Source organism: Pseudonocardia sp. Cha107L01 (assembly GCF_052566575.1).
In genome coordinates this window covers 3205992-3225534 of sequence record NZ_CP199579.1, presented here as the reverse complement: position 1 = coordinate 3225534, position 19543 = coordinate 3205992, and the positions used below count along the sequence as shown (strand labels likewise).

Genomic DNA, 19543 nt, shown 5'->3' with positions numbered 1-19543 from the left:
GCGGCCGGGTGGTCAGCAGCAGGGGCAGGGTGGGCGGGGGACGCCGACAGCGGGGAGCGGCTCGGGACCGCCGGGTGCACCATCGGACCCGGCCGGTCCGGCCGGTCCGGCGGGGCGGGAGGCCGAGGCCGGGTCGGGCCTCCAGTCGGCGGCGGCGGCCGACGTGCTGAACACCTGGATCCGGTGCTCACCGACGTCCAGGTCGACCTCGATGGTGTGCGGGTCGAGCACCCGCCAGCGCGGGTACGGCGCGCCGTCGCAACGCAGCACGCAGGACGCCGCATCGGGCAGCTGGGTGACCCGGAACGAGGTCGGCGCTCCGCGCTCGGACGCGGTGGCCGGGTAGCTGCCGATGTGCAGCACCGCGCCGCTGTCCGCTCCGATGGCTCCGCCCGCGCGGGCGGAGCCATCGGAGCGGGCCGGGGAGTTCCAGGCCTCCCGGATGCCGAGGCGGGGGAAGTCCACCCCGCACACCGTGGGCTCGTCGAACTTGGCCAGGTTCGGCTCGGTGAACACCCGCGACCAGGCCCCGGGCGCCCCGATCTCGGCCATCATCAGCAGCCCGTTGAGCTGGCCGCGCGGGTACGGCTCGTCCAGCCCGAAGCCCCAGCCGAACTCGTCGGGAGTCTCCAGCCCCGCCCCGGCGAACCCGGGCTGGAAGGTGTCCGCCGCGTACCGGGACAGCCGGGCCAGGGTGATCTCGTCGCCGAACTCGCGGGCCAGCACCACCCCGAGCAGCAGGAACCTCGGATCGGGCAGCGATCGGACCGGCCGCGCCGGGTCACTCCAACCGATCTTGTCCACGGCCGTGCGGTAGAGGATCTCGGCCAGCGCGGGTTCCTGCGGCAGCAGGTAGATGGCCACCGACAGCCCGGCGGTCGGCCCAGCGCGGTGCGTGTAGTCGGCGATCGGGTCGTGGTAGAGCGCCATCCACTCGACCCGCCCGCCCGGGGTGATGCCGAGGAACCGCTGTCGGGCGATCTCCAGCCACTGGTCGTAGACCCAGTGGTCAGCGCCGCCGGTGAGGATGTCGTGCATCCGCAGCCCGAGGCCGGCCGCGCTCAGGCAGTACGGCCAGATCTTGGTGTTTTCGCAGTGCGGCCCCTCCGGGCGCTGTGTCCACTGCCGGGCGAGCAGCGCGTTGATGCCGTCGTGGGTCCAGGAGAAGCTCGCGCCGTCCAGCCCGGCCACGTTGAACGGCTCGTTCCACCGGCGGTCCCGTGACACGTAACCGTGGAACCCCAGCATCAGGTTGAACCAGCCCTTGAAGAACAGGTTGCCCTCCGCGCCGACCGGATCCGGTGCCAGGCCCCACGGCTCGACCCCGTTGGCGGTCCAACCGGGCATGTCGTAGTTGCCGGCCAGGTGCGACGGCATCCAGAGCTTGACCATCTCCGCCGGATAGTTGGCGCGGTCCGGGTCGTGCCCGATCTGGGTCAGCCAGTCGATCGCCGCCCAGTGCGTGGTGTGCCGGGCCAGCAGGCCGTCCATGATCTCGACGTAGACCTCGCGCCAGGCCGGCGTGACATCGGCCATCATCGGCACCGCGTAGCTGGACTCGGACAGGTCGAACCGGGCGAAGTTCAGCACCGGCGGGGTGCTGCGGTCGTCCCACCACGGCGCCGGGCGGCCCGAAGCGCTCCAGTCGTCCGGTGTGGTGGCCTTGCGGTGCAGGAAGCGCAGCCAGCCCAGCGCCCGGTCGCCGAGCACGGTGTCCGTCATGGACCCATCGTGGCAGCTCAGTGCCGCACCGCAACTCAGTCCCGCGCCACAACTCAGCCCCGCGCCACTCAGTCCCGCGCCACAAGCCGGACAGCACCGCCGCTCAGTCCCGCGCGGCCCGCTGGCAGACCCCGGCCGAGCCGATCCGGGGCCGCGCGGTGACCTGCCGGGTCAGCCGGTCGCTGCCCCGGTTGAGGCGCTCGAGGAACTCGGCCAGCAGCGCCAACTGGTCCTCGTCGTAGTCCGCCAGCACCTCCCGGGTGAACGACTCGACCTCGCCGAAGATCGACCCCAGCACGCTGTCGTGCCGGCCGGTGGCCATCACGACGACCTTGCGGCGGTCGGCCGGGTCCCGGCGGCGCTCGACGAAGCCGCGCCGCTCGAGCCGGTCCAGCACCGCCGTGGTCGCCGACGTGCTCAGCCCGGTGATCTGGGCCAGCCGCCCTGCGGTGAGGTCAGCCTCGTTGCGCGCCAGGTCGAGGGCCTTCATGTCGGTGGGCCCGAGACCGGCCAGGTCGGTGACCGCCTGGTGGAACATCAGCGTGCGACTGGCCCGCTCGCGCAGGATCGCGACCAGCTGATCCTCCCGCTCGCCCCGGTTACCGGTCGACACCGCGCCTCCTCAGGATTTATTCCGATGCATCGAGATATCCCACGTGTCAAGATACCTCGGCAGCGGAGCTGTCCACCGCATCGAATTGTCCAGGGTCCGGCGAAGGGATTTGGCACATGGTCGAGGAGAGCACCGACGTCCTGGTCGTGGGAGCCGGCCTCGCCGGGCTGTCCACCGCGGTTTTCCTGGGCCTGCACGGGGTACCGGCGCTGGTTGTGGACCGGCACCCGGGCACCTCCGTGCAGCCCAAGGCGCGCGGCCAGAACCCGATCGCGATGGAGGCACTGGGCACCGCCGGCCTGACCGGGGCCATCCTGGCCGCCGCCCCGCCGGGCCGGGAAGCGGTGAGCATCGTGATCTCGGGGAGCATGGCGGGGCCGGTGCTGCACAGCCTCAGCGAGACCTACCCCGACCTCACCCGGTACTCCCCCGCGCCGGTCGGCCTGGCCAGCCAGGCCAGGGCCGAGGCCGCGCTGACCGCCCGGGCCAGGGAGCTGGGCGCCCGGCTGCGCTTCCGGACCCGCTGCGAAGCGGTCAGCCAGGACCCCGCCGGCGCCACGGTGACGCTGCGCTCGCTGGACTGCGACCTGGTGCGAGAGGTGCGCGCCCGGTACGTGGTGGCCGCCGACGGCCACCGGGGCGGGCTGCGCGAACTGGCCGGCATCGGCTCGCACGGGCGGGGCATCTTCGAACGGATGACGACCGTGCGGTTCACGGCCGACCTCTCCGCATGGGCCAGTGGGGACGCCGTGGTGCTGCACTACCTGCGCAACGCCGCGCTGCCCGGTGGCTCCGGTGTGCTGGTCAGCACGGACACGCAGGGCGAATGGGTGGCCGGGATGGCGGCCGACCCGGAGCGGGACGAAGCGGCCACAGCGGCGGTGATCCGCACCCTGGTCGGCGTACCCGACCTGGAGCTCGACGTACTCGGCGGCGCCACCTGGGACATCGGGCACCGGGTGGCCGACCGCTTCCAGGCCGGCCGGGTGCTGCTGGTCGGCGACGCCGCGCACGTGATGCCGCCGACCGGTGGCCAGGGCGGCAACACAGCGCTGCTGGACGGCTACCACCTGGGCTGGAAGCTGGCCGCCGTGGTCCGAGGCGACGCCGGCCCGGCCCTGCTGGACAGCCACGACGCCGAGCGCCGGCCCTACGCCGAGGCGATGTGCGACTGGCAGGTTGCCAACATGGTGGTCCGGCAGCGCCCCGACCTGGCCGACGAGAGCATCGGCGAGCCGATGGACCCGGTCGCACTGGGCTTCGGCTACGCCTGCCCGGCCGGCGCCTTCGTGGCCGAGCCAGGCGCCGGCGCGGCGATGTTCGACGACCCCGACGCGCCGTCCGGTCGGCCCGGCACCCGAGTGCCGCACACCCGGCTGACCGGGCCGGACGGGCCGGTGTCACCGCGCGAGCTGCTCGGCCCACACTTCCTGGTGTTCACCGGCGCCCCGGACGGGGTGGCGGCGGCCCGGGCGGCGGCCGCCGAGCTGGAGATCGACCTGCGGGCCCATGAGGTGCACACCGCCGCTCCGCTGGGCGCCGACCCGCGCGGCACCGTGCTGGTCCGCCCGGACGGGATCGTGGCCTGGCGCGGCGCCGACCCCGGCGAGCTGGCGAAGGCGCTGCGCACCGTGCTGCACCGCTGACCCGGTCACCGGTCCGCCACCCCCTCGGCACCCGGCCGTGCGGGCGCCACCCGTCCGCGCGCCATGCACCGACAGTCGAGGGACGACGTACCCTACGAGCCGTGGTTCGACGAGTACGCGGTGGCCGATGACCGGCGCGACCCACTGCTCGTCCGCGATGGACAACGGCGAATCGAGGTGCCAGCCGCACCGGCGGCCAAGATCCCGGAGCACCTGGTGAACGGCGCCGAGCGAGGCGGCACGACGGAGCCCGGCACCGGCACCGGCACCGGCACGGCCGAGCGCGGCACCGGCTCGACGGTGCGCAACTCGGTGACGGTGGCTGCGTGGACCCTGCTGAGCCGGGTCGCCGGCCTGCTGCGGGTACTGGTGATCGGGGCGCTGCTCGGCTCGACCTACTTCAGCAACGTCTTCCAGGCCGGCTACGTGCTGCCCAGCAACGTCTTCACGGTGATGGCCGGTCCGGTGCTCGGCATGGTCGTGGTGCCCGCCGTGGTCCGTGCCGCGGCGCTCGGCGGGCTGGACCGGGCGTCCGAGGTGCTCGGTCGGGTGGCCGGGCGACTGCTCGCGGTGGCCGGGCTGTGCGCGGTCGGCCTGGCGCTGTTGTCGCCGGCGCTGGCCTGGACGCTGGTGTTCGACGTGCCCGAGCCGGAGCGCGGCAAGGCCTGGCTGCTGAGCATCGTGCTGATCCTGTTCGTGACGCCGCAGGTGCTGCTCTACACGGTGGCCGAGCTCGGGGTGGCCGCTCAGCAGGGCCGGCAGCGGTTCGCGCTCGCGGCGGCGGCGCCGGCAGTGGAGAGCATGGGCACGATCGCGACGCTGCTGGTCACGGTGTGGATCTACGGCGGCGGCCTGGACGTCGGGCAGGCGCCGCTGTCCATGATGGTCCTGCTCGGGCTGGGCACGACCGGCTCGGTACTGCTGCACGCGGCGTTGCAGTGCTACGGCGCGTACCGGGCCGGCGTCGCGTTGCGGCCGCGTCGGGGCTGGCGCGACGACCCGGACGCCCGCGACTCGCTGCGCCGGATCGCCCGGTCGATCCCGGTGGCCGCCTGCCCGGCGGTGGCCAACTACGGCCTCACCGTGGTGGCCGCCACGATCCCCGGCGGCGTGCTGATCGTGCAGCTGTCCTACCAGGTGTTCTACGCACTGTCGTTCGTCGGCGCCCGCGCGGTGTCGATGGCCGCGCTGCCCGGCCTGGCCGAGGCGATGACCGCGCGCGACCACCGGCGCTTCGGCACCGCCTGGCGCCAGGGCGTGTTCTACGTGATGGTCGTCGGCATCCCGCTGCTGTGCCTGCTCGCGGTGTTCGCCCGGCCCACCGCCGACATCCTGGCCAACGGCGGCCTGCGGGACGGCGAGCTCATCTCCGAACTGGCCGCCTGCCTGGCGGTGGTGGCGTTCGCCCAGCTGATCGGCGGGCTGCACGACTTCGGGCAGCAGGCGCTGTTCGCCCGGCTCGACGACCGCGGGCCCCGGCTGGCCAGCTTCACCGCACTCGGTGCCACCGTGCTGGTCAGCGCCGGCTCGCTGCTGCTGCCGGTGGCCGGCGGGCGGCTCACCGGCCTGGCGGTGGCGATCCTGGCCGGCGAGCTGGCCGGCGGACTGACCGCGCTGATCCGGCTGCGCCGGGCGATGTGCCCCGAGCCGATGTTCGACCGGAAGCACGCTCTGACGGTCACCGCCGCCACCGCCGCCATGCTGCCGGTCATCGCGCTGGGCTGGTGGGTGGTCACCGCGCTCGCACCGGCCCGCCCGCTCGAGCTGGCACTGCTGGTCGCCTGCGGTCTGCTTGCCCTGGTCCCCTATGCGCTGGTGCTGCTGTTGCTCAGCTCGGGCGACCGCTGGCGGCGTCGGCCGGCGTCCGCGAGCCTCGTGCCGACCGACCTGGAGACCGGGCTGCCCGCCGGACGGTGGGCGTCGCGGCACCATCGGCGGGGTTGCGCGGAGAGCACCGCCGCCGGGGCGGCCGTACCGGAGTCCGCCGCGCCGGGCTCCGGACTGTCGGGCTGAGAGAAGTCGGGCTGAGGGATGTCGGGCTCGGCGATGTCGGGCTCGGCGATGTCGGGCTCGGCGATGTCGGGCTCGGCGATGTCGGGCTGAGCGGCGTCGGGTTCAGCTGCCGGGTGACCGTTCCGCGGCTGGTTGCCGCACCGCGCGTGGTTGCCGCGCACCTCACGCGGTCGCCGCGCACCTCACGCGGTGACCGCGCACCTCACGCGGTGACCGCGCACCTCACGCGGTTGCCGCGCACCTTGCGACACCACGTCGCCCCGTCCATCCCCGGCCGCCCCGCACAGACCGACAGCCCGTCGAGTCGCGTGTTACCGAGCTGCACAACAGGCAGGTTCGCGCGCCGAAACACCTGCACCGTGTTACCGAGCTGCACAACAGGCAGGTTCGCGCGCCGAAAAACCTGCACCGTGTGCAGCTCGGTAACACGCGCAGCCCGGCACCGCCGGCCACCCCCCGGGTCCGCCAGCCACCCCCGGGTCCGCCAGCCACCCCCGGGCACGCCGGCCACCCCCGGGCCCGCCGGGCCCGCCGGCCACCCCCGCGCACCGCCGGCGACCCCCGGGCCCGCCGGCCACCCCCGCGCACCGCCGGCCACCCCCGCGCACCGCCGGCCACCCCCGCGCACCGCCGGCCACCCCCGGGCCCGCCGGCCACTCCCCAGCACCGCCAGGCCCGCCAGCCAACCCCGGGCCCGCCAGCCACCCCCGGGCCCGCCGGCCACCCCCGGCGACCCCCGGGCCCGCCGGCCACCCCCGCGCACCGCCGGCCCGCCGGCCACCCCCGGCACCGCCGGCCAACCCCGGCACCGCCGGCCACGCCCGGGCCGGCCGTGCCATCGCGGCTACGCGGGCTCGAGCCAGCGGGTTCGGATCAGCTCGAGGCTGCCGGGGCGCAGTTCCTCGCCGCAGTGGACGCAGACCGTCCTGGTCGCCAGCTCGGCCCCGCAGCTGTGCCGCCAGACGGTGGGCGGTTCGCCCTCGGTGACGTGGCGCTCGCCCCACTCGCGCACTGTGGTCAGCACCGCCTGCAGGTCCCGGCCCGCATCGGTGAGCACGTACTCGTAGCGCGGCGGATGCTGCTCGTACTGCACCTTCTCCAGCACGCCTGCGCCGACCAGCGTGCGCAGCCGGGTCGCGAGGATGTCCCTGCTGGCGCCGGTGTTGCGCTGGATCTGGTCGAACCGACGCACCCCGAAGAAGACCTCCCGGAGCGCGAGCAGACTCCACCGCTCCCCGATCACGGCCAGTGCGTCCGCGATCGAGCACTCCCTCACTCGTGTCGCCATGGCCACACTTTACCCGACCGACTGAGTCTTGAAATACAACTTAGGTGGTGGAAGCGTTGCAGTAGGAGTACATCCGCTGCAAGGAGGCATCAGATGCGAGACGCAGTGATTGTGGACGCGGTACGCACCCCGATCGGCAAGGGCAAGCCGGGCGGCGCCCTGCACGGCGTGCACCCGGTCCAGCTGCTGGGCGGCGCGATCCGGGAGCTGATCCAGCGCACCGGGATCGACCCGGCCCTGGTGGACGACGTGATCGGCGGCACCGTCAGCCAGGTCGGCGAGCAGGCGTACAACACCACCCGCTGGGCGGCGCTGTCCGCCGGACTGCCGGAGAGCGTGCCGGCCACCACCATCGACCGGCAGTGCGGCAGCAGCCAGCAGGCGGTGCACTTCGCGGCACAGGGCATCATCTCCGGCGCCTACGACGTGGTGATCGCGGGCGGCGTGGAGTCGATGAGCCGGGTGCCGATGGGTTCCGCCGTGCTGCCCGGCACCGATCCGTTCGGCCCGGACATCGCCCGGCGCTACCCGGACGGGCTGGTGCCGCAGGGGATCAGCGCCGAGCTGATCGCGGCGAAGTGGTCGCTGTCGCGCGCCGAGCTGGACGAGTTCGCGGCCACCTCGCACCAGCGGGCCGCCGCCGCGCACGCGCAGGGGCTCTTCGACAGCCAGATCGTCCCGGTCAGCACGGCGAACGGTCTGGTCACCACCGACGAGTCGGTCCGCCCCGGGACCACCACCGAGGTGCTCGCCGGGTTGCGCCCGGCGTTCGCCAACGACGTGATGGCGCGGCGGTTCCCGCAGATCAACTGGTCGGTCACAGCCGGCAACAGCAGCCCGATCAACGACGGCGCCGCGGCGCTGCTGATCATGTCGAGCGAGAAGGCGGCGGAGCTCGGCCTGCGTCCGCTGGCCCGGCTGCGCAGCTTCACCGTGGTCGGCGACGACCCGCTGATGATGCTCACCGCGGTCATCCCGGCCACCGAGAAGGTGCTGCGGCGCGCTGGCCTGTCGCTCTCCGACATCGACCTGTTCGAGGTGAACGAGGCGTTCTCCAGCGTGGTGCTGGCCTGGCAGCGGGAGACCGGCGCCGACCTCGCGAAGGTGAACGTCAACGGCGGCGCCATCGCGCTCGGCCACCCGCTCGGCGGCAGCGGTGCCCGGATCATGACGACCCTGGTCAACGCCCTGCGCCAGCGCGGCGCGCGGTACGGGCTGCAGACGATGTGCGAGGCCGGCGGCCTGGCCAACGCCACCCTCCTCGAAGCCCTCTGACAGCTGATCAGCACCCGTGCGGTGGGCTCGCCCCGCAAGAGCGAACCCACCGAGGGAGGGTCACTGTGCGATATGCACTGTTTGATCTACCTGACCTGGCAACCTGACTCGTGACGCAGCCCTGACCAGCGCCTACCGTCGTGCGCTATCAGCGTCGCGAGGAGGTCTCGCCATGGGTAGCTCGGGTCATGTGGGAGTCGACGACTACGCCCTGGCGAGGGTGCCACTGAGTGCGCGGTACTCCTGGTGGTCGGTCGCGGTGCAGCGGTTCGGCCAGGTGTCCGCGCTGAGCCAGTTCCTGCTCGGCTCGACCATCGGGTTCAGCATGACGTTCTGGGGTGCGTTCTGGGCGTTCACCCTGGGTGCGCTGGTGCTGGAGCTGGTCTCCATCGGGGTCGGCATCATCGCCGCCCGCGAGGGGCTCCAGACCTCGGTACTGACCCGCTGGACCGGCTTCGGCCACGGCGGCAGCGCGGTGATCGGGGTGGCCATCGGGATCAGCCTGATCGGCTGGTTCGGGGTCCAGTCCGGGGTCTCGGCCGAGGGGTTGGTCACTCTGATCGGCGGGCTCCCGGCGTGGGCCTGGTCGCTGGTCTTCGGGCTGGTCGTCACGCTGATCGTGCTGTGGGGCTTCGCCTCGATGAACTGGGTCGCGTTCGTGACGGTGCCGGCGTTCCTTGTGCTGGTCGCCTGGTCCATCGGGCGGGAGCTGCTCGGCCAGCAGCTCGGCCCACTCCTCAGCGCGGCGCCGCCCGGGCCGCCGATGTCACTGCTGCAGGGGACCACGCTTGGTGGCCGGCGGCTTCATCGTCGGCGCGGTGATCACCCCGGACATGACCCGCTTCAACCGCACCGCCGCCGACGTGGTCAAGCAGACCGTGCTCGGCTTCACCGTCGGCGAGTACCTGATCGGCCTGTCCGGCGTTCTGCTGGCGCACGCGGTCCGCTCCGACGACGTCATCACCATCGTGACCTCATCGGTCGGCTGGGTGGGCACCCTGGTGATCATCCTGGGCACGCTGAAGATCAACGACTGGAACCTCTACAGCTCCGGGCTCGGCGTGGTGAACTTTGTCAGCACCGTGTTCGGCCGGCAGGTGAACCGGGGCGTGGTGACGCTGGTGCTCGGCATCGTCGGCAGCCTGTTGGCCGCCGGCGGGATCCTGGCGAAGTTCACCGGTTTCCTCGTGCTGCTCGGCGTCTCGTTCCCGCCGATCGCCGGGATCATGGTCGCCGAGTACTTCGTCGTGAAGCTGTGGCGCCCGGAGCTGGAGCGCAGCAGGGCCGCCGGCGAGCTGCCCGAGTCCGCGCCCACCTGGGTGCCGGCGACCCTGCTCATCTGGCTGGCCTCGGCGCTGCTCGGCGGCCTGGTCGGGTGGGGCCTGCCGAGCATCAACTCGCTGGTCGCGGCATTTCTGCTGTACGTCGTCGCGGGCAAACTGGGCCTGGTCCGCGGTGTCGGGACCAGCGTGACGCCGCGCCCCGCCGCGATCGAGCCGGCCGCGAGCCCCCACCCCACACCGGTTTCGGAGTAGAGGAGAGAGATGCGCATCGGCATTGACGTCGGCGGCACGAACACCGACGCGGTCCTGATGGACTCGGGCGCCCAGTCCGACCGGGTGCTCGCCGCGGTGAAGGCGGCCACCACCGCCGACGTCACCTCCGGCATCGTCGCCGCGCTGGACGGCCTGCAGGCCCAGCACGCGTTCGACCCGACCGGGGTGCACGCGGTGATGATCGGCACCACGCACTTCATCAACGCGCTGGTCGAGGCGCGCCGGCTGGCCCCGACCGCCGCGCTGCGCCTCGGCCTGCCGGCCACCGCGTCGCTGCCGCCGATGGTGGACTGGCCGGCCCGGCTGGTCGAGGCGATTGCCGGCCGCGCCTACCTGGCACACGGCGGCCACGAGTTCGACGGCCGACAGATCTCCCCGCTGGACGAGGGCGAGCTGCGCCGCCACGCCGCCGACATGGCCGCGAACGGCGTGCGCTCGGTCGCGGTGTCGTCGGTGTTCTCCCCGGTCAACGCCGAGTTCGAGCTGCGCGCCGCGGAGATCCTGGCCGAGGAGCTCGGTCCGGACCTACCGGTGTCGCTGTCCCACGAGATCGGCCGGGTGGGGCTGCTCGAGCGGGAGAACGCCACGATCATCAACGCCGCGCTGCGTGAGCTGGCCGCGCACATCGTGGATGCGCTGGCCGGTTCGGTGCAGGGCCACGGCATCACCGCCCCGCTGTACCTGAGCCAGAACGACGGCACCCTCATGGACGTCGGCTACGCGCGGCGCTACCCGGTGGCCACCTTCGCCTCCGGGCCTACCAACTCGATGCGCGGCGCCGCGGTGCTGTCCGGGCTGGGTACCTGCGCGGTGGTCGACGTCGGCGGCACCACCACCGATGTCGGCGTACTCACCGGCGGTTTCCCCCGGGAGGCCACCGTCGAGGTCAGCGTGGCCGGCATCCGCACCAACTTCCGGATGCCGGACGTGCTCAGCATCGGCCTCGGCGGCGGCAGCCTAGTCCGGGGTACCGGATCCGACCTCACCGTCGGGCCGGACTCGGTGGGCTACCGGCTGACCGAGCGGGCGCTGGTGTTCGGCGGTGACACGCTGACCGCCACGGACATCGCGGTGGCAGCCGGCCGCGCCTCGATCGGTGACCCGGCCCGGGTGGCCGACCTGCCGCGCGCGCTGGTCGAGGCCGCGCTGGAGCGGATCGCCACCGACGTGGCCGACGTGGTGGACCGGATGCGGATCTCGGCGGACCCGCTGCCGGTCGTCGCGGTCGGCGGCGGTTCCGTGCTGCTGCCCGACGCGTTCCCCGGCCTCGGCGCGGTGCACCGGCCGGAGCACTTCGCGGTGGCCAACGCCATCGGCGCGGCGATCGCGCAGGTCGGCGGTGAGGTGGACCGGGTGTTCGCGATCGAACCCGGGCGGCGCGACGCGGTGGTCGACGAGGCCCGCCAGGAGGCGGTCGACCGGGCGGTGGTGGCCGGCGCGGACCCAGCCAGCGTGACCATCGTCGACTTCGACGAGGTACCCATCCCGTACCTGCCGGGCAACGCCACCCGGATCCGCTGCAAGGCCGTCGGCGACCTGCGGATCGAGCAGAGCAGCTCGCCGCGCCCGACCGCCGGGCAGGTCCGGTGAGCGCCGCGACGACGGCGGTGGCCGATCTGGTCCACGTCGAGGACCTGGCCGCACTGGCCCGCGGCGCCGCCGTGCTGGGCACCGGCGGCGGCGGTGACCCGTACGTCGGGCGGCTGCTCGCCGAGCAGGCGCTGCGGGAGTACGGCCCGGTGCGGCTGGTCTCCCCCGCCGAGCTGCCCGACGACGCCTGCGTGGTGCCGGTGGCGATGATGGGCGCGCCGACCGTGATGGTGGAGAAGACGCCGTCGGTCGAGCTGATCGGGCGCACCGTCACCGCGCTCGCCGAGCACCTGCGGGTCACCCCGACGCACCTGGCGTGCATCGAGGCCGGCGGGATCAACTCGACGATTCCGCTGGTCGCGGCCGCGCAGCTCGGTCTGCCGCTGGTGGACGGCGACGGCATGGGCCGGGCCTTCCCCGAGCTGCAGATGGTGCTGCCGACGCTGTCCGGGATCGCCGCCACCCCGATGTCGATCGCCGACGAGAAGGGCAACGTCGGCGTACTGCACACCATCGACAACCACTGGGCGGAGTCGCTGGCCCGGACGCTGACCATCACCATGGGCTGCTCGGCGATCATCTCCAACTACCTGATGAGCGGCCCGCAGGCCCGCGAGTCGCTGGTGGCCGGCACCCTGAGCCTGTGCCGGACGCTGGGCCGGCGGATCGAGGCGGTGCGCGCCGACCACGGCGACCCGGTGGCCGCGGTCGCCGACGAGCTGGGCGGGCGGGTGCTGCACACCGGCAAGGTCACCGACGTGGCGCGGCGCACCACCACCGGGTTCGCCCGGGGCGACGCGACGGTCGCCGGCCCGGACGGCGTGCTGGAGCTGCGGTTCCAGAACGAGCACCTGGTGGCGGTGCGCGACGGGGACGTGCTGGTCAGCACACCGGACCTGATCATCGTGTTGGACAGCGACACCGGCGAGCCGGTCACCACCGAGGCGCTGCGCTTCGGGCACCGGGTGAGCGTGCTCGGCGCGCCGGCCGACCCGCGCTGGCACTCCGCCGCGGCGATCGAACTGGTCGGGCCGAGGTACTTCGGCTACGACCACGACCCGGTGCGGGTCTGGGGTGGCTCGGCGCGGCCCGGAGGTGCCCGGTGAGCTGGTCCCTGGGCCCGGACGACCTGCCCGACCTCGCCCGCGGCGCGGCACTGCTCGGTACCGGCGGCGGCGGTGACCCGCACGTCGGGCGGCTGATGGTCGCCGAGGCGATGCGCCGCCACGGCCCGGTCACCGTGCTGGACCCGGACGAGGTGGCCGACGACGCGTTCGTCATCCCGACCGCGATGATGGGCGCCCCGACCGTGATGATCGAGAAGATCCCGCGCGGCGACGAGGCGGTGCTGTCGCTGCGCGCGCTGGAACGGCACCTGGGGCGCACCGCGGACGCCACCATGCCGATCGAGTGCGGCGGTATCAACTCGATGATCCCGCTGGTGGTGGCCGCGACGACCGGGCTGCCGGTGGTGGACGCCGACGGCATGGGCCGGGCGTTCCCGGAGCTGCAGATGGAGACGTTCGGGGTCTACGGGGTGTCCGGCTCACCGATGGCGGTCAGCGGTGACCACGGCGAGCTGGTGCTCATCGACACCGGCACCGACAACAAGCGGATGGAGTGGCTGGCCCGCGGCGCCACGATCCGGATGGGCGGCGCGGCGCTGATCGCCGAGTACGCGATGACCGGCGCGGAGGTCAAGCGCACGGCCGTCCCGCGCACCCTGTCGCTCGGGCTGACCGTCGGGCGGGCCATCCGCGAGGCCCGCGAGCAGCTGCGCGACCCGATCTCCGCGCTGGCCGAGGCACTGGCGCCGACGCTGTACGCGCACCTGCGGGTGTTGTTCGCCGGCAAGGTCGCCGACGTCGAGCGGCGTACCGTGGACGGCTTCGCCAAGGGTCGCGCCCGGTTCACCTCGTTCGACGGCACCTCGACGCTGCGCACCGTGTTCCAGAACGAGAACCTGGTCGCCGAGGTGGACGGCCAGGTGCGGGCCATCGTGCCGGACCTGATCTGCGTGCTGGAGGCGGAGTCCGCCGAGCCGATCACCACCGAGACGCTGCGCTACGGGCAGCGCGTCGTCGTGGTCGGCATCTCCACCCCCGCGCTGATGCGCACCCCCGAGGCGCTCGCCGTGTTCGGCCCCGGCTGCTTCGGCCTGGACCAGCCGTTCGTCCCGGTCGAGAGCACCACCCGTGAGTGGCGGGTGGTCCCCTAGGACCACTCGCCACTCACGGGTTGCTCCCCGGCGCGAGGTGCGCGGTGTCCGGCCAGCCGTAGACGACCTGGGGCAGCCGGTGACCGGACTCCTCGGTCACCTCCGCCGCCACCTCGCGGCCGCCCAATGCCTGGTAGAAGCGGCGGGCCGGAGTGTTGGCGACCAGCACGGCGATGGTCAGGGCGGGCAGCCCGCGCTCCCGCAGGTGGGCGGCGACCGCCCACACCAGCAGCCGGCCCAGGCCACGGCCCTGGTGGCCGGGCAGCACGTACAGCGCGCTGACCTCGCCGGTACGCGGCCACGGTGCCGCATCGGCCCGCTGCCCCATCGCCACGCCCACGACCTCCCCACCCGACTCACGGGCGGCTCCGGCCTCGCCGGCGGACGGCTCGACGACCAGGTAGACGCACGCGGTCGGGTCGGTGTCGGCGGCGATCTCGGCCAGTGCGGCCGCCCAGGCCCGGGCGGAGACCTCCGGCGTCCAGTGCTCGCGGCGGGCCAGCCAGACGGGTTCGGGCACCTGACCTCGGTGCGCGGCCAGGTAGCTGGAGACGGTCACCCGCCCCATCGCCTCGGCGTCCGTCGGCCGCGCGGGGCGGACGAGCGGGCTCACCGGCCGGCGAACAGGTGGTCCACCAGCAGGTGGGCGGCGAACGCAGTCGCCACCACTAGTGCCTCAGCCACGTCCCCAAGTTTGTCATCCCGTGTCGCCACTCTTGCGGGTGAAACGACGGCGGCTGTACCTTCATGCGATGCCACTGAACATCTTGTTAAGTGACATCGAAAGTGCGTTCAGTGGAGTCTGACGGCCCCGCCAACTCCGACCGGGAACGCCTCGGCGCACGGATCCGCGCCTACCGGACGATGCGGAAGATGTCGCTGCGCTCGCTGGCCGAGTACGCCGGGGCCAGCGCCAGCTTCATCAGTCAACTCGAACGGGGCCACACCAGCGCGAGCGTCGGCATGCTGCGGCGGATCGCCGGCTCGCTCGGGCTGACCATGGCCGACCTGTTCAGCGAGGACGCCGCGAGCGGACCTCGGGTACTGCGCCACGCCGACCGGCCGGAGCTGCCGGCCGGGCCCGGTGCCCGCAAGTTCCTGATCTCGCGGCAGCCGGTGCAGAACGTCGAGGTCTACTCCGGCCAGTTCGAACCGGGCGCCAGTACCGGCCCGGACCCGTACACGCACGGCGACGCACAGGAGTTCCTGCTGGTCCTGCACGGCCAGGTCGTCCTCTGGCTGGGTGAACCGGGCCAGCAGGACGAACACCGACTCAGCGCCGGCGACAGCATCGAGTACCGCACGTCGAGCCCGCACCGACTGGACAGCCACGGCAGTTCCGCGGCCGAGGTGCTGTGGATCATCAGTCCACCCACCTCGGTCTGACCCCGATGATCCTGAAGACCCGATGTGGAGGCTGCTGTCACGTGATCCCGCACGCCCGCACTTCGACGGCGCTCGACGACGTCCCGCGCACCAGCGACTTCGTCAACGGCGACGTGTCCTTCTGGTACCGCCGGACCGGGCAGCCGGCCGGCCGCGCCCCGCTGCCCGGGCCCCGGTCCTACGATGTGTGCCTGGTCGGCGGCGGCTACACCGGGCTGTGGACCGCGTACTACCTCAAACGTGCCCGGCGCGAGCTGCGGATCGCCGTGCTGGAGCGGGAGTTCGCCGGCTTCGGCGCCTCCGGCCGCAACGGTGGCTGGCTCAGCGGCGAGCTGTCCGGCTCCCGCGAGCGGTACTCGAAGACGCACGGCCGGGCGCCCGTGGTGGCGCTGCAACGTGCCATGTGGGAGTCCATCGATGAGGTCATCCGGGTCACCGAGGCCGAGGGGATCGACGCCGACATCGTCAAGGGCGGCCTGCTGCACGTCGCCACCAACCCGGCGCAGCGGCGGCGGCTGCACACCGAGCTCGCCGAGGCGCGCGAATGGCAGGTCGGCGAGGCGGACCTGCGGCTGCTCGACCCGGGCGAGCGCACCCGCCGGCTGCGGGTCGCCGGCGCGCTGGACGCGTCGTACACCCCGCACTGCGCGCGCATCCAGCCGGCGAAGCTGGTGCAGGGACTGGCCCGGGCCGTCGAAGCGCTCGGCGTGGACATCTTCGAAGCCACCACGGTCACCGAGATCCGGCCGAGGACCGACCCGGGGGCGAGCGCGGTGGCGGTGACCGACCGCGGCGAGGTGAGCGCCGAGTACGTGATCCGTGCCGTGGAGGGCTTCACCAGCGGCATCGCCGGGCAGCACCGGCAGTGGCTGCCGATGAACAGCTCGATGGTGGCCACCGAGCCGCTGCCCCCGCACGTGTGGGACCAGATCGGCTGGGGCGGCCGCGAGCTGCTCGGCGACGGCGCGCACGCCTACATCTACGCCCAGCGGACCGCGGACGACCGGATCGCGATCGGCGGCCGCGGCGTGCCCTACCGGTACGGCTCGCACTGGGACAACCGCGGCACCACCCACGACCGCACCGTGGTCGCGCTCTGGCGGATGATCACCCGACTGTTCCCCGAGGCCGCCGACGCCCGGCTGGCGCACGCCTGGTGCGGAGTGCTCGGGGTGCCCAGGGACTGGTGCTCGACCGTGCACGTCGACCACACCAGCGGCCTCGGCTGGGCCGGCGGCTATGTGGGGCACGGCGTCACCACCACGAACCTGGCCGGTCGCACCCTGCGTGACCTGGTGCTGCGCCAGGACACCGAGCTGACCCGGCTGCCCTGGGTGGGCCGCCAGGTCCGGCAGTGGGAACCGGAGCCGCTGCGCTGGCTCGGCGTCCAGCTGATCTACGCGCTGTACCGGGCCGCCGACCGCAGGGAGAACGACCAGACGCTGCACACCTCGCGGTACGCGCGGGTGGCCGGCCTCATCTCGGGCCGCTAGGTGTCCGCTCGCGGTTCGGCGCGGCGGTGGCGCACCATGCTCGGGTGACCGGGGTGCGGCTGGGCGCGGCGGACGTGGACGCCTTCATCACCGGCCTCGCGCTGCTCGGGTCCGGCGGCGGCGGCGAGGCGCAGACGTATCGGCACGCGCTGCGCACCGCGCTGCGGCACACCGAGATCGTGCTGCACGACCCGGCCGACCTCGGCGATGCGGCGGTGGTGCCGGTCGGCATGCTCGGCGCTACCCGGATGTTCGCCGAGAAACTACCCGGCGGCCAGGAGATCATCGCCGCACTGCGGGCGCTGACCCGCTGGACCGGCGTCGAGCCGGCCGCGCTGATGCCGTTCGAAGCGGCCGGGCTGAACGGCGCGCTGGCTGTTGCCACGGCGGCCCAGCTCGGACTGCCGCTGGTGGACGCCGACCTGATGGGCCGTGCGTTGCCCCGGGTGGACCAGTTCACCCGGGCGGTGCACGGCGGTGCGGTGACCCCGATCGGCATGTCCGAGCCGGGTGGCCAGACAGTGCTGGTCACCTCCGCCACCGCGCACGGGCTGGAGCGGATCGCGCGGGCGTTCGTCGCGCAGGGCAGCGGCTGGGCCGGCTTTGCGATGGTGCCGGCGCCGGCCAGCGACGCGCTGCGCGACTGCTGTCTGGGCAGCCTCGGCCGCGCGCTGCGGCTCGGTCGGGCACACCGCGACCTGCCGGCCAAACCCGAACCGGAGCTGGTCGCCGCCGCGCTCGGCGGCCACCTGCTCGGCGTCGGGCGGGCCGCCGACATCAGCCGGTTGCCGTCGACCTCGTTCGGCCGGGCCAGCATCACGGTGCTCGGCCGGTCCACCGGCGGCGGCACCCCCGGCGGCGCTCGCGGCGGTACTGCTGGCGGCACTGCTGGCGGCGCTCCTGGCGGCGCGGGGCCAGTGCTGCGGTTGGAGGCGGAGAACGAGTACCTGCTGGTGCTGCTCGACGGCGAGCCGGTGGCCAGCTGCCCGGACCTGATCTGCGTGCTCGACCGCCGGACCGCCACGCCGATCGCGGTGGACTCGCTGCGCCCCGGCGACGACCTGATCGTCGTGGTGCTGCCGGGGCCGGCCTGGTGGCGGGCCACCCCGGAGCGGCTGCGGCACGTCGACCCGCGCGCGTTCGGCCTCGGTTGCGACGCCGTGCTGCTGCCGGAACCGCCGTCGGCGGCGGCACCGTCGACGTCGGTGGAGTTGCCGGTATGAGCAGTGCCGGGGTCGCCGTGGCCGCGCTGCTCGGCCACCCTGGCTGGTCGTCGGTCGTGGTGCTGGCCGGGCCGCCCGAGTCGGACAACCCGGTCCACGGTGTGCTCGTGGTGCCGGATGTGCTGGCCGAACCCCGCGGCGCCGCCGGCCAGCTGCTCGCCGTCGTGCTGTCCGCACCGCGCGCGGACTGGCACCTGGACGCACTGCTGCGCCGGGCCGACGCCGAGGGTGCCGCCGCCGTGCTGCTGCCCGGGACCGAGGCGCTGCAGCCGGCGAGCCTCGCGCTGGCCGAGCGCATCGGACTGCCGGTACTCGGTGCGCCGGACCCGCTGGCCGCGACCATGGCCGCCACCCGGCTGATCCACGAGCAGGACCGGGTGGTCGCCGACCTGGTCACCCGGACCGCGGCCACGTGCGCCGACGCCGGCCAGGGCACCGATGCGCTGGTCGCGGACCTGGGCCGGCTCTGGCGGCGGCCGGTGTGGCTGCTGGACGCGGCGGGCCGGGTGGTCGCCGGCCCCGAACCCGGCCCCGGCCCTGGCTCAGGTCCCGGCTCGGGTCCCGACAATGGGCGGGGTCCCGGCACCGAGCTGGTGGAGAGGGCACTGGGACCCCAGGGCCGGGGCGCCCGGCTGGCGGCGGCGGTGCCCGCGGGCGTGTCGGCCGAAGTCGCCGCGATCACCGCCGCGCTGGGGGTCGCGGTCGAGTCGGTCGGCCAGCGGCTGGCCGAGCAGCGCCTCGCCGTCGAGCGGGACGCCCGGCTGCGGATGGCGCTGCTGGCCGAGATCGCGCAGAGCAGCGGCGAGCTGACCTCCGGCACCCGGCGCCGGGTGATCGATGCGGGTTGGCAGATCGAGGGCTGGCACGTGGGCATCCGGATCGACGTGCCCGGCGCGGTGGACCCGGTGGCGATCCGTCCCGAGGTCCTGCGCGCGGTGTCCGCCGCCCACCTGCGGGCCGTCGTCGTGGAGCAGGGCTCCGGCTGGGGCGCCTGGTCGACCTTCGACCACGCCCCCAGCCCCGCCGAGCTGCAGCACCACGCCTCGGCGGCGCGGCGGCTGCAGTGGCTGCTGCGCTCGTCGCTGCCGACGTCGATGGGCGTCGGGCGGGCCCACCACGGGGTACCCGGCCTGGTCCGGACGCTCAGCGAGGCCGGCGACGCGGCCCGGCTCGCCACCGGGCGCTCCACCAGCGGGCACTACGTGCACGTGGACCGGATGGGGCTCGGCCAGATGCTGCTGGCCTGGACCCGCACCGACACCTTCCTGCCGGCGGCGCGGTCGTTGCTGGAGCCGCTGGACGGCCAGCCGGGCGAGCTGCTGCTGACCCTCACCGCGTTCCTGGACGCCGAGTCCTCCCTCACCGAGACCGCCGCGGTGCTCGGCGTGCACCGCAACACCGTCGCCGCCCGGATCACCCGGATCCGCGAGCTGCTCGCGGTGGATCTCGCCGACCCCGACGAACGCCTCGCCCTGCACCTGGCCTGCCGCAGCGTCGTCTTCCACCGCTGACCGTCGCAC

14 protein-coding genes and 1 pseudogene are annotated in these 19543 nt (G+C 73.8%); 11 read left to right on the top strand and 4 right to left on the bottom strand.

Annotation, left to right across the window (positions count from 1 at the left end):
* Positions 1–12: 12 nt before the first annotated feature.
* On the bottom strand, positions 13–1722 hold the full coding sequence (locus ACTXG6_RS15235; protein ID WP_445188456.1) for a linalool dehydratase/isomerase domain-containing protein: 1710 nt from the start codon (positions 1720–1722) through the stop codon (positions 13–15).
* A 103-nt stretch (positions 1723–1825) separates the two neighbouring features.
* Positions 1826–2335 (bottom strand): MarR family winged helix-turn-helix transcriptional regulator, encoded by a 510-nt coding sequence (locus ACTXG6_RS15230; protein WP_445188455.1) that lies wholly within the window; start codon positions 2333–2335, stop codon positions 1826–1828.
* Positions 2336–2451: 116 nt separating this feature from the next.
* On the opposite strand from ACTXG6_RS15230, the gene ACTXG6_RS15225 reads away from it, so the two are divergent.
* Positions 2452–3981: an FAD-dependent monooxygenase gene (locus tag ACTXG6_RS15225; protein ID WP_445188454.1), complete on the top strand. Its 1530-nt coding sequence runs from the start codon at positions 2452–2454 to the stop codon at positions 3979–3981.
* A gap of 63 nt (positions 3982–4044) precedes the next feature.
* Positions 4045–5994, top strand: a complete 1950-nt coding sequence (locus ACTXG6_RS15220) for a lipid II flippase MurJ (protein ID WP_445188453.1) — start codon at positions 4045–4047, stop codon at positions 5992–5994.
* Between the two features lie 844 nt (positions 5995–6838).
* Here ACTXG6_RS15220 and ACTXG6_RS15215 read toward each other — a convergent pair.
* Entirely contained in the window at positions 6839–7282 is a 444-nt protein-coding gene (locus ACTXG6_RS15215; protein WP_445188452.1) for a winged helix-turn-helix transcriptional regulator, read from the bottom strand.
* A gap of 93 nt (positions 7283–7375) precedes the next feature.
* Here ACTXG6_RS15215 and ACTXG6_RS15210 point away from each other — a divergent pair, with 93 nt between their 5' ends.
* From ACTXG6_RS15210 to ACTXG6_RS15190, 5 genes and pseudogenes are all read left to right on the top strand, one after another.
* Positions 7376–8557 carry a thiolase family protein gene (locus ACTXG6_RS15210; protein ID WP_445188451.1) on the top strand — a complete coding sequence of 394 codons (1182 nt, stop codon included), beginning with the start codon at positions 7376–7378 and terminating at the stop codon, positions 8555–8557.
* A gap of 172 nt (positions 8558–8729) precedes the next feature.
* Positions 8730–10092, top strand: a pseudogene (locus ACTXG6_RS15205) (purine-cytosine permease family protein).
* A 9-nt stretch (positions 10093–10101) separates the two neighbouring features.
* The gene (locus ACTXG6_RS15200; protein ID WP_445188450.1) at positions 10102–11703 is read left to right on the top strand and encodes a hydantoinase/oxoprolinase N-terminal domain-containing protein; all 1602 of its coding nucleotides are present in this window, start codon (positions 10102–10104) and stop codon (positions 11701–11703) included.
* Complete coding sequence (locus ACTXG6_RS15195) at positions 11700–12809, top strand: DUF917 domain-containing protein (protein ID WP_445188449.1); 1110 nt, start codon at positions 11700–11702, stop codon at positions 12807–12809. The genes ACTXG6_RS15200 and ACTXG6_RS15195 overlap by 4 nt, the downstream gene beginning before the upstream one ends.
* Complete coding sequence (locus ACTXG6_RS15190; RefSeq protein WP_445188448.1) at positions 12806–13921, top strand: DUF917 domain-containing protein; 1116 nt, start codon at positions 12806–12808, stop codon at positions 13919–13921. Before ACTXG6_RS15195 ends, ACTXG6_RS15190 begins: the two co-directional genes overlap by 4 nt.
* Positions 13922–13934: 13 nt before the next feature.
* Here ACTXG6_RS15190 and ACTXG6_RS15185 read toward each other — a convergent pair whose 3' ends face one another.
* On the bottom strand, positions 13935–14534 hold the full coding sequence (locus ACTXG6_RS15185; protein ID WP_445188447.1) for a GNAT family N-acetyltransferase: 600 nt from the start codon (positions 14532–14534) through the stop codon (positions 13935–13937).
* A 182-nt stretch (positions 14535–14716) separates the two neighbouring features.
* On the opposite strand from ACTXG6_RS15185, the gene ACTXG6_RS15180 reads away from it, so the two are divergent.
* The 4 genes from ACTXG6_RS15180 to ACTXG6_RS15165 are packed head-to-tail and all read left to right on the top strand — an operon-like array spanning position 14717 to position 19534.
* Positions 14717–15307 (top strand): helix-turn-helix domain-containing protein, encoded by a 591-nt coding sequence (locus ACTXG6_RS15180; protein WP_445188446.1) that lies wholly within the window; start codon positions 14717–14719, stop codon positions 15305–15307.
* Between the two features lie 41 nt (positions 15308–15348).
* A complete protein-coding gene (locus ACTXG6_RS15175; protein ID WP_445188445.1) occupies positions 15349–16800 on the top strand; it encodes an NAD(P)/FAD-dependent oxidoreductase in 1452 nt (483 codons plus the stop codon).
* Positions 16801–16826: 26 nt separating this feature from the next.
* Positions 16827–18023 carry a DUF917 domain-containing protein gene (locus ACTXG6_RS15170; RefSeq protein WP_445188444.1) on the top strand — a complete coding sequence of 399 codons (1197 nt, stop codon included), beginning with the start codon at positions 16827–16829 and terminating at the stop codon, positions 18021–18023.
* Positions 18020–19534 (top strand): PucR family transcriptional regulator, encoded by a 1515-nt coding sequence (locus ACTXG6_RS15165; RefSeq protein ID WP_445188443.1) that lies wholly within the window; start codon positions 18020–18022, stop codon positions 19532–19534. Before ACTXG6_RS15170 ends, ACTXG6_RS15165 begins: the two co-directional genes overlap by 4 nt.
* The last annotated feature ends 9 nt before the right edge of the window (positions 19535–19543 follow it).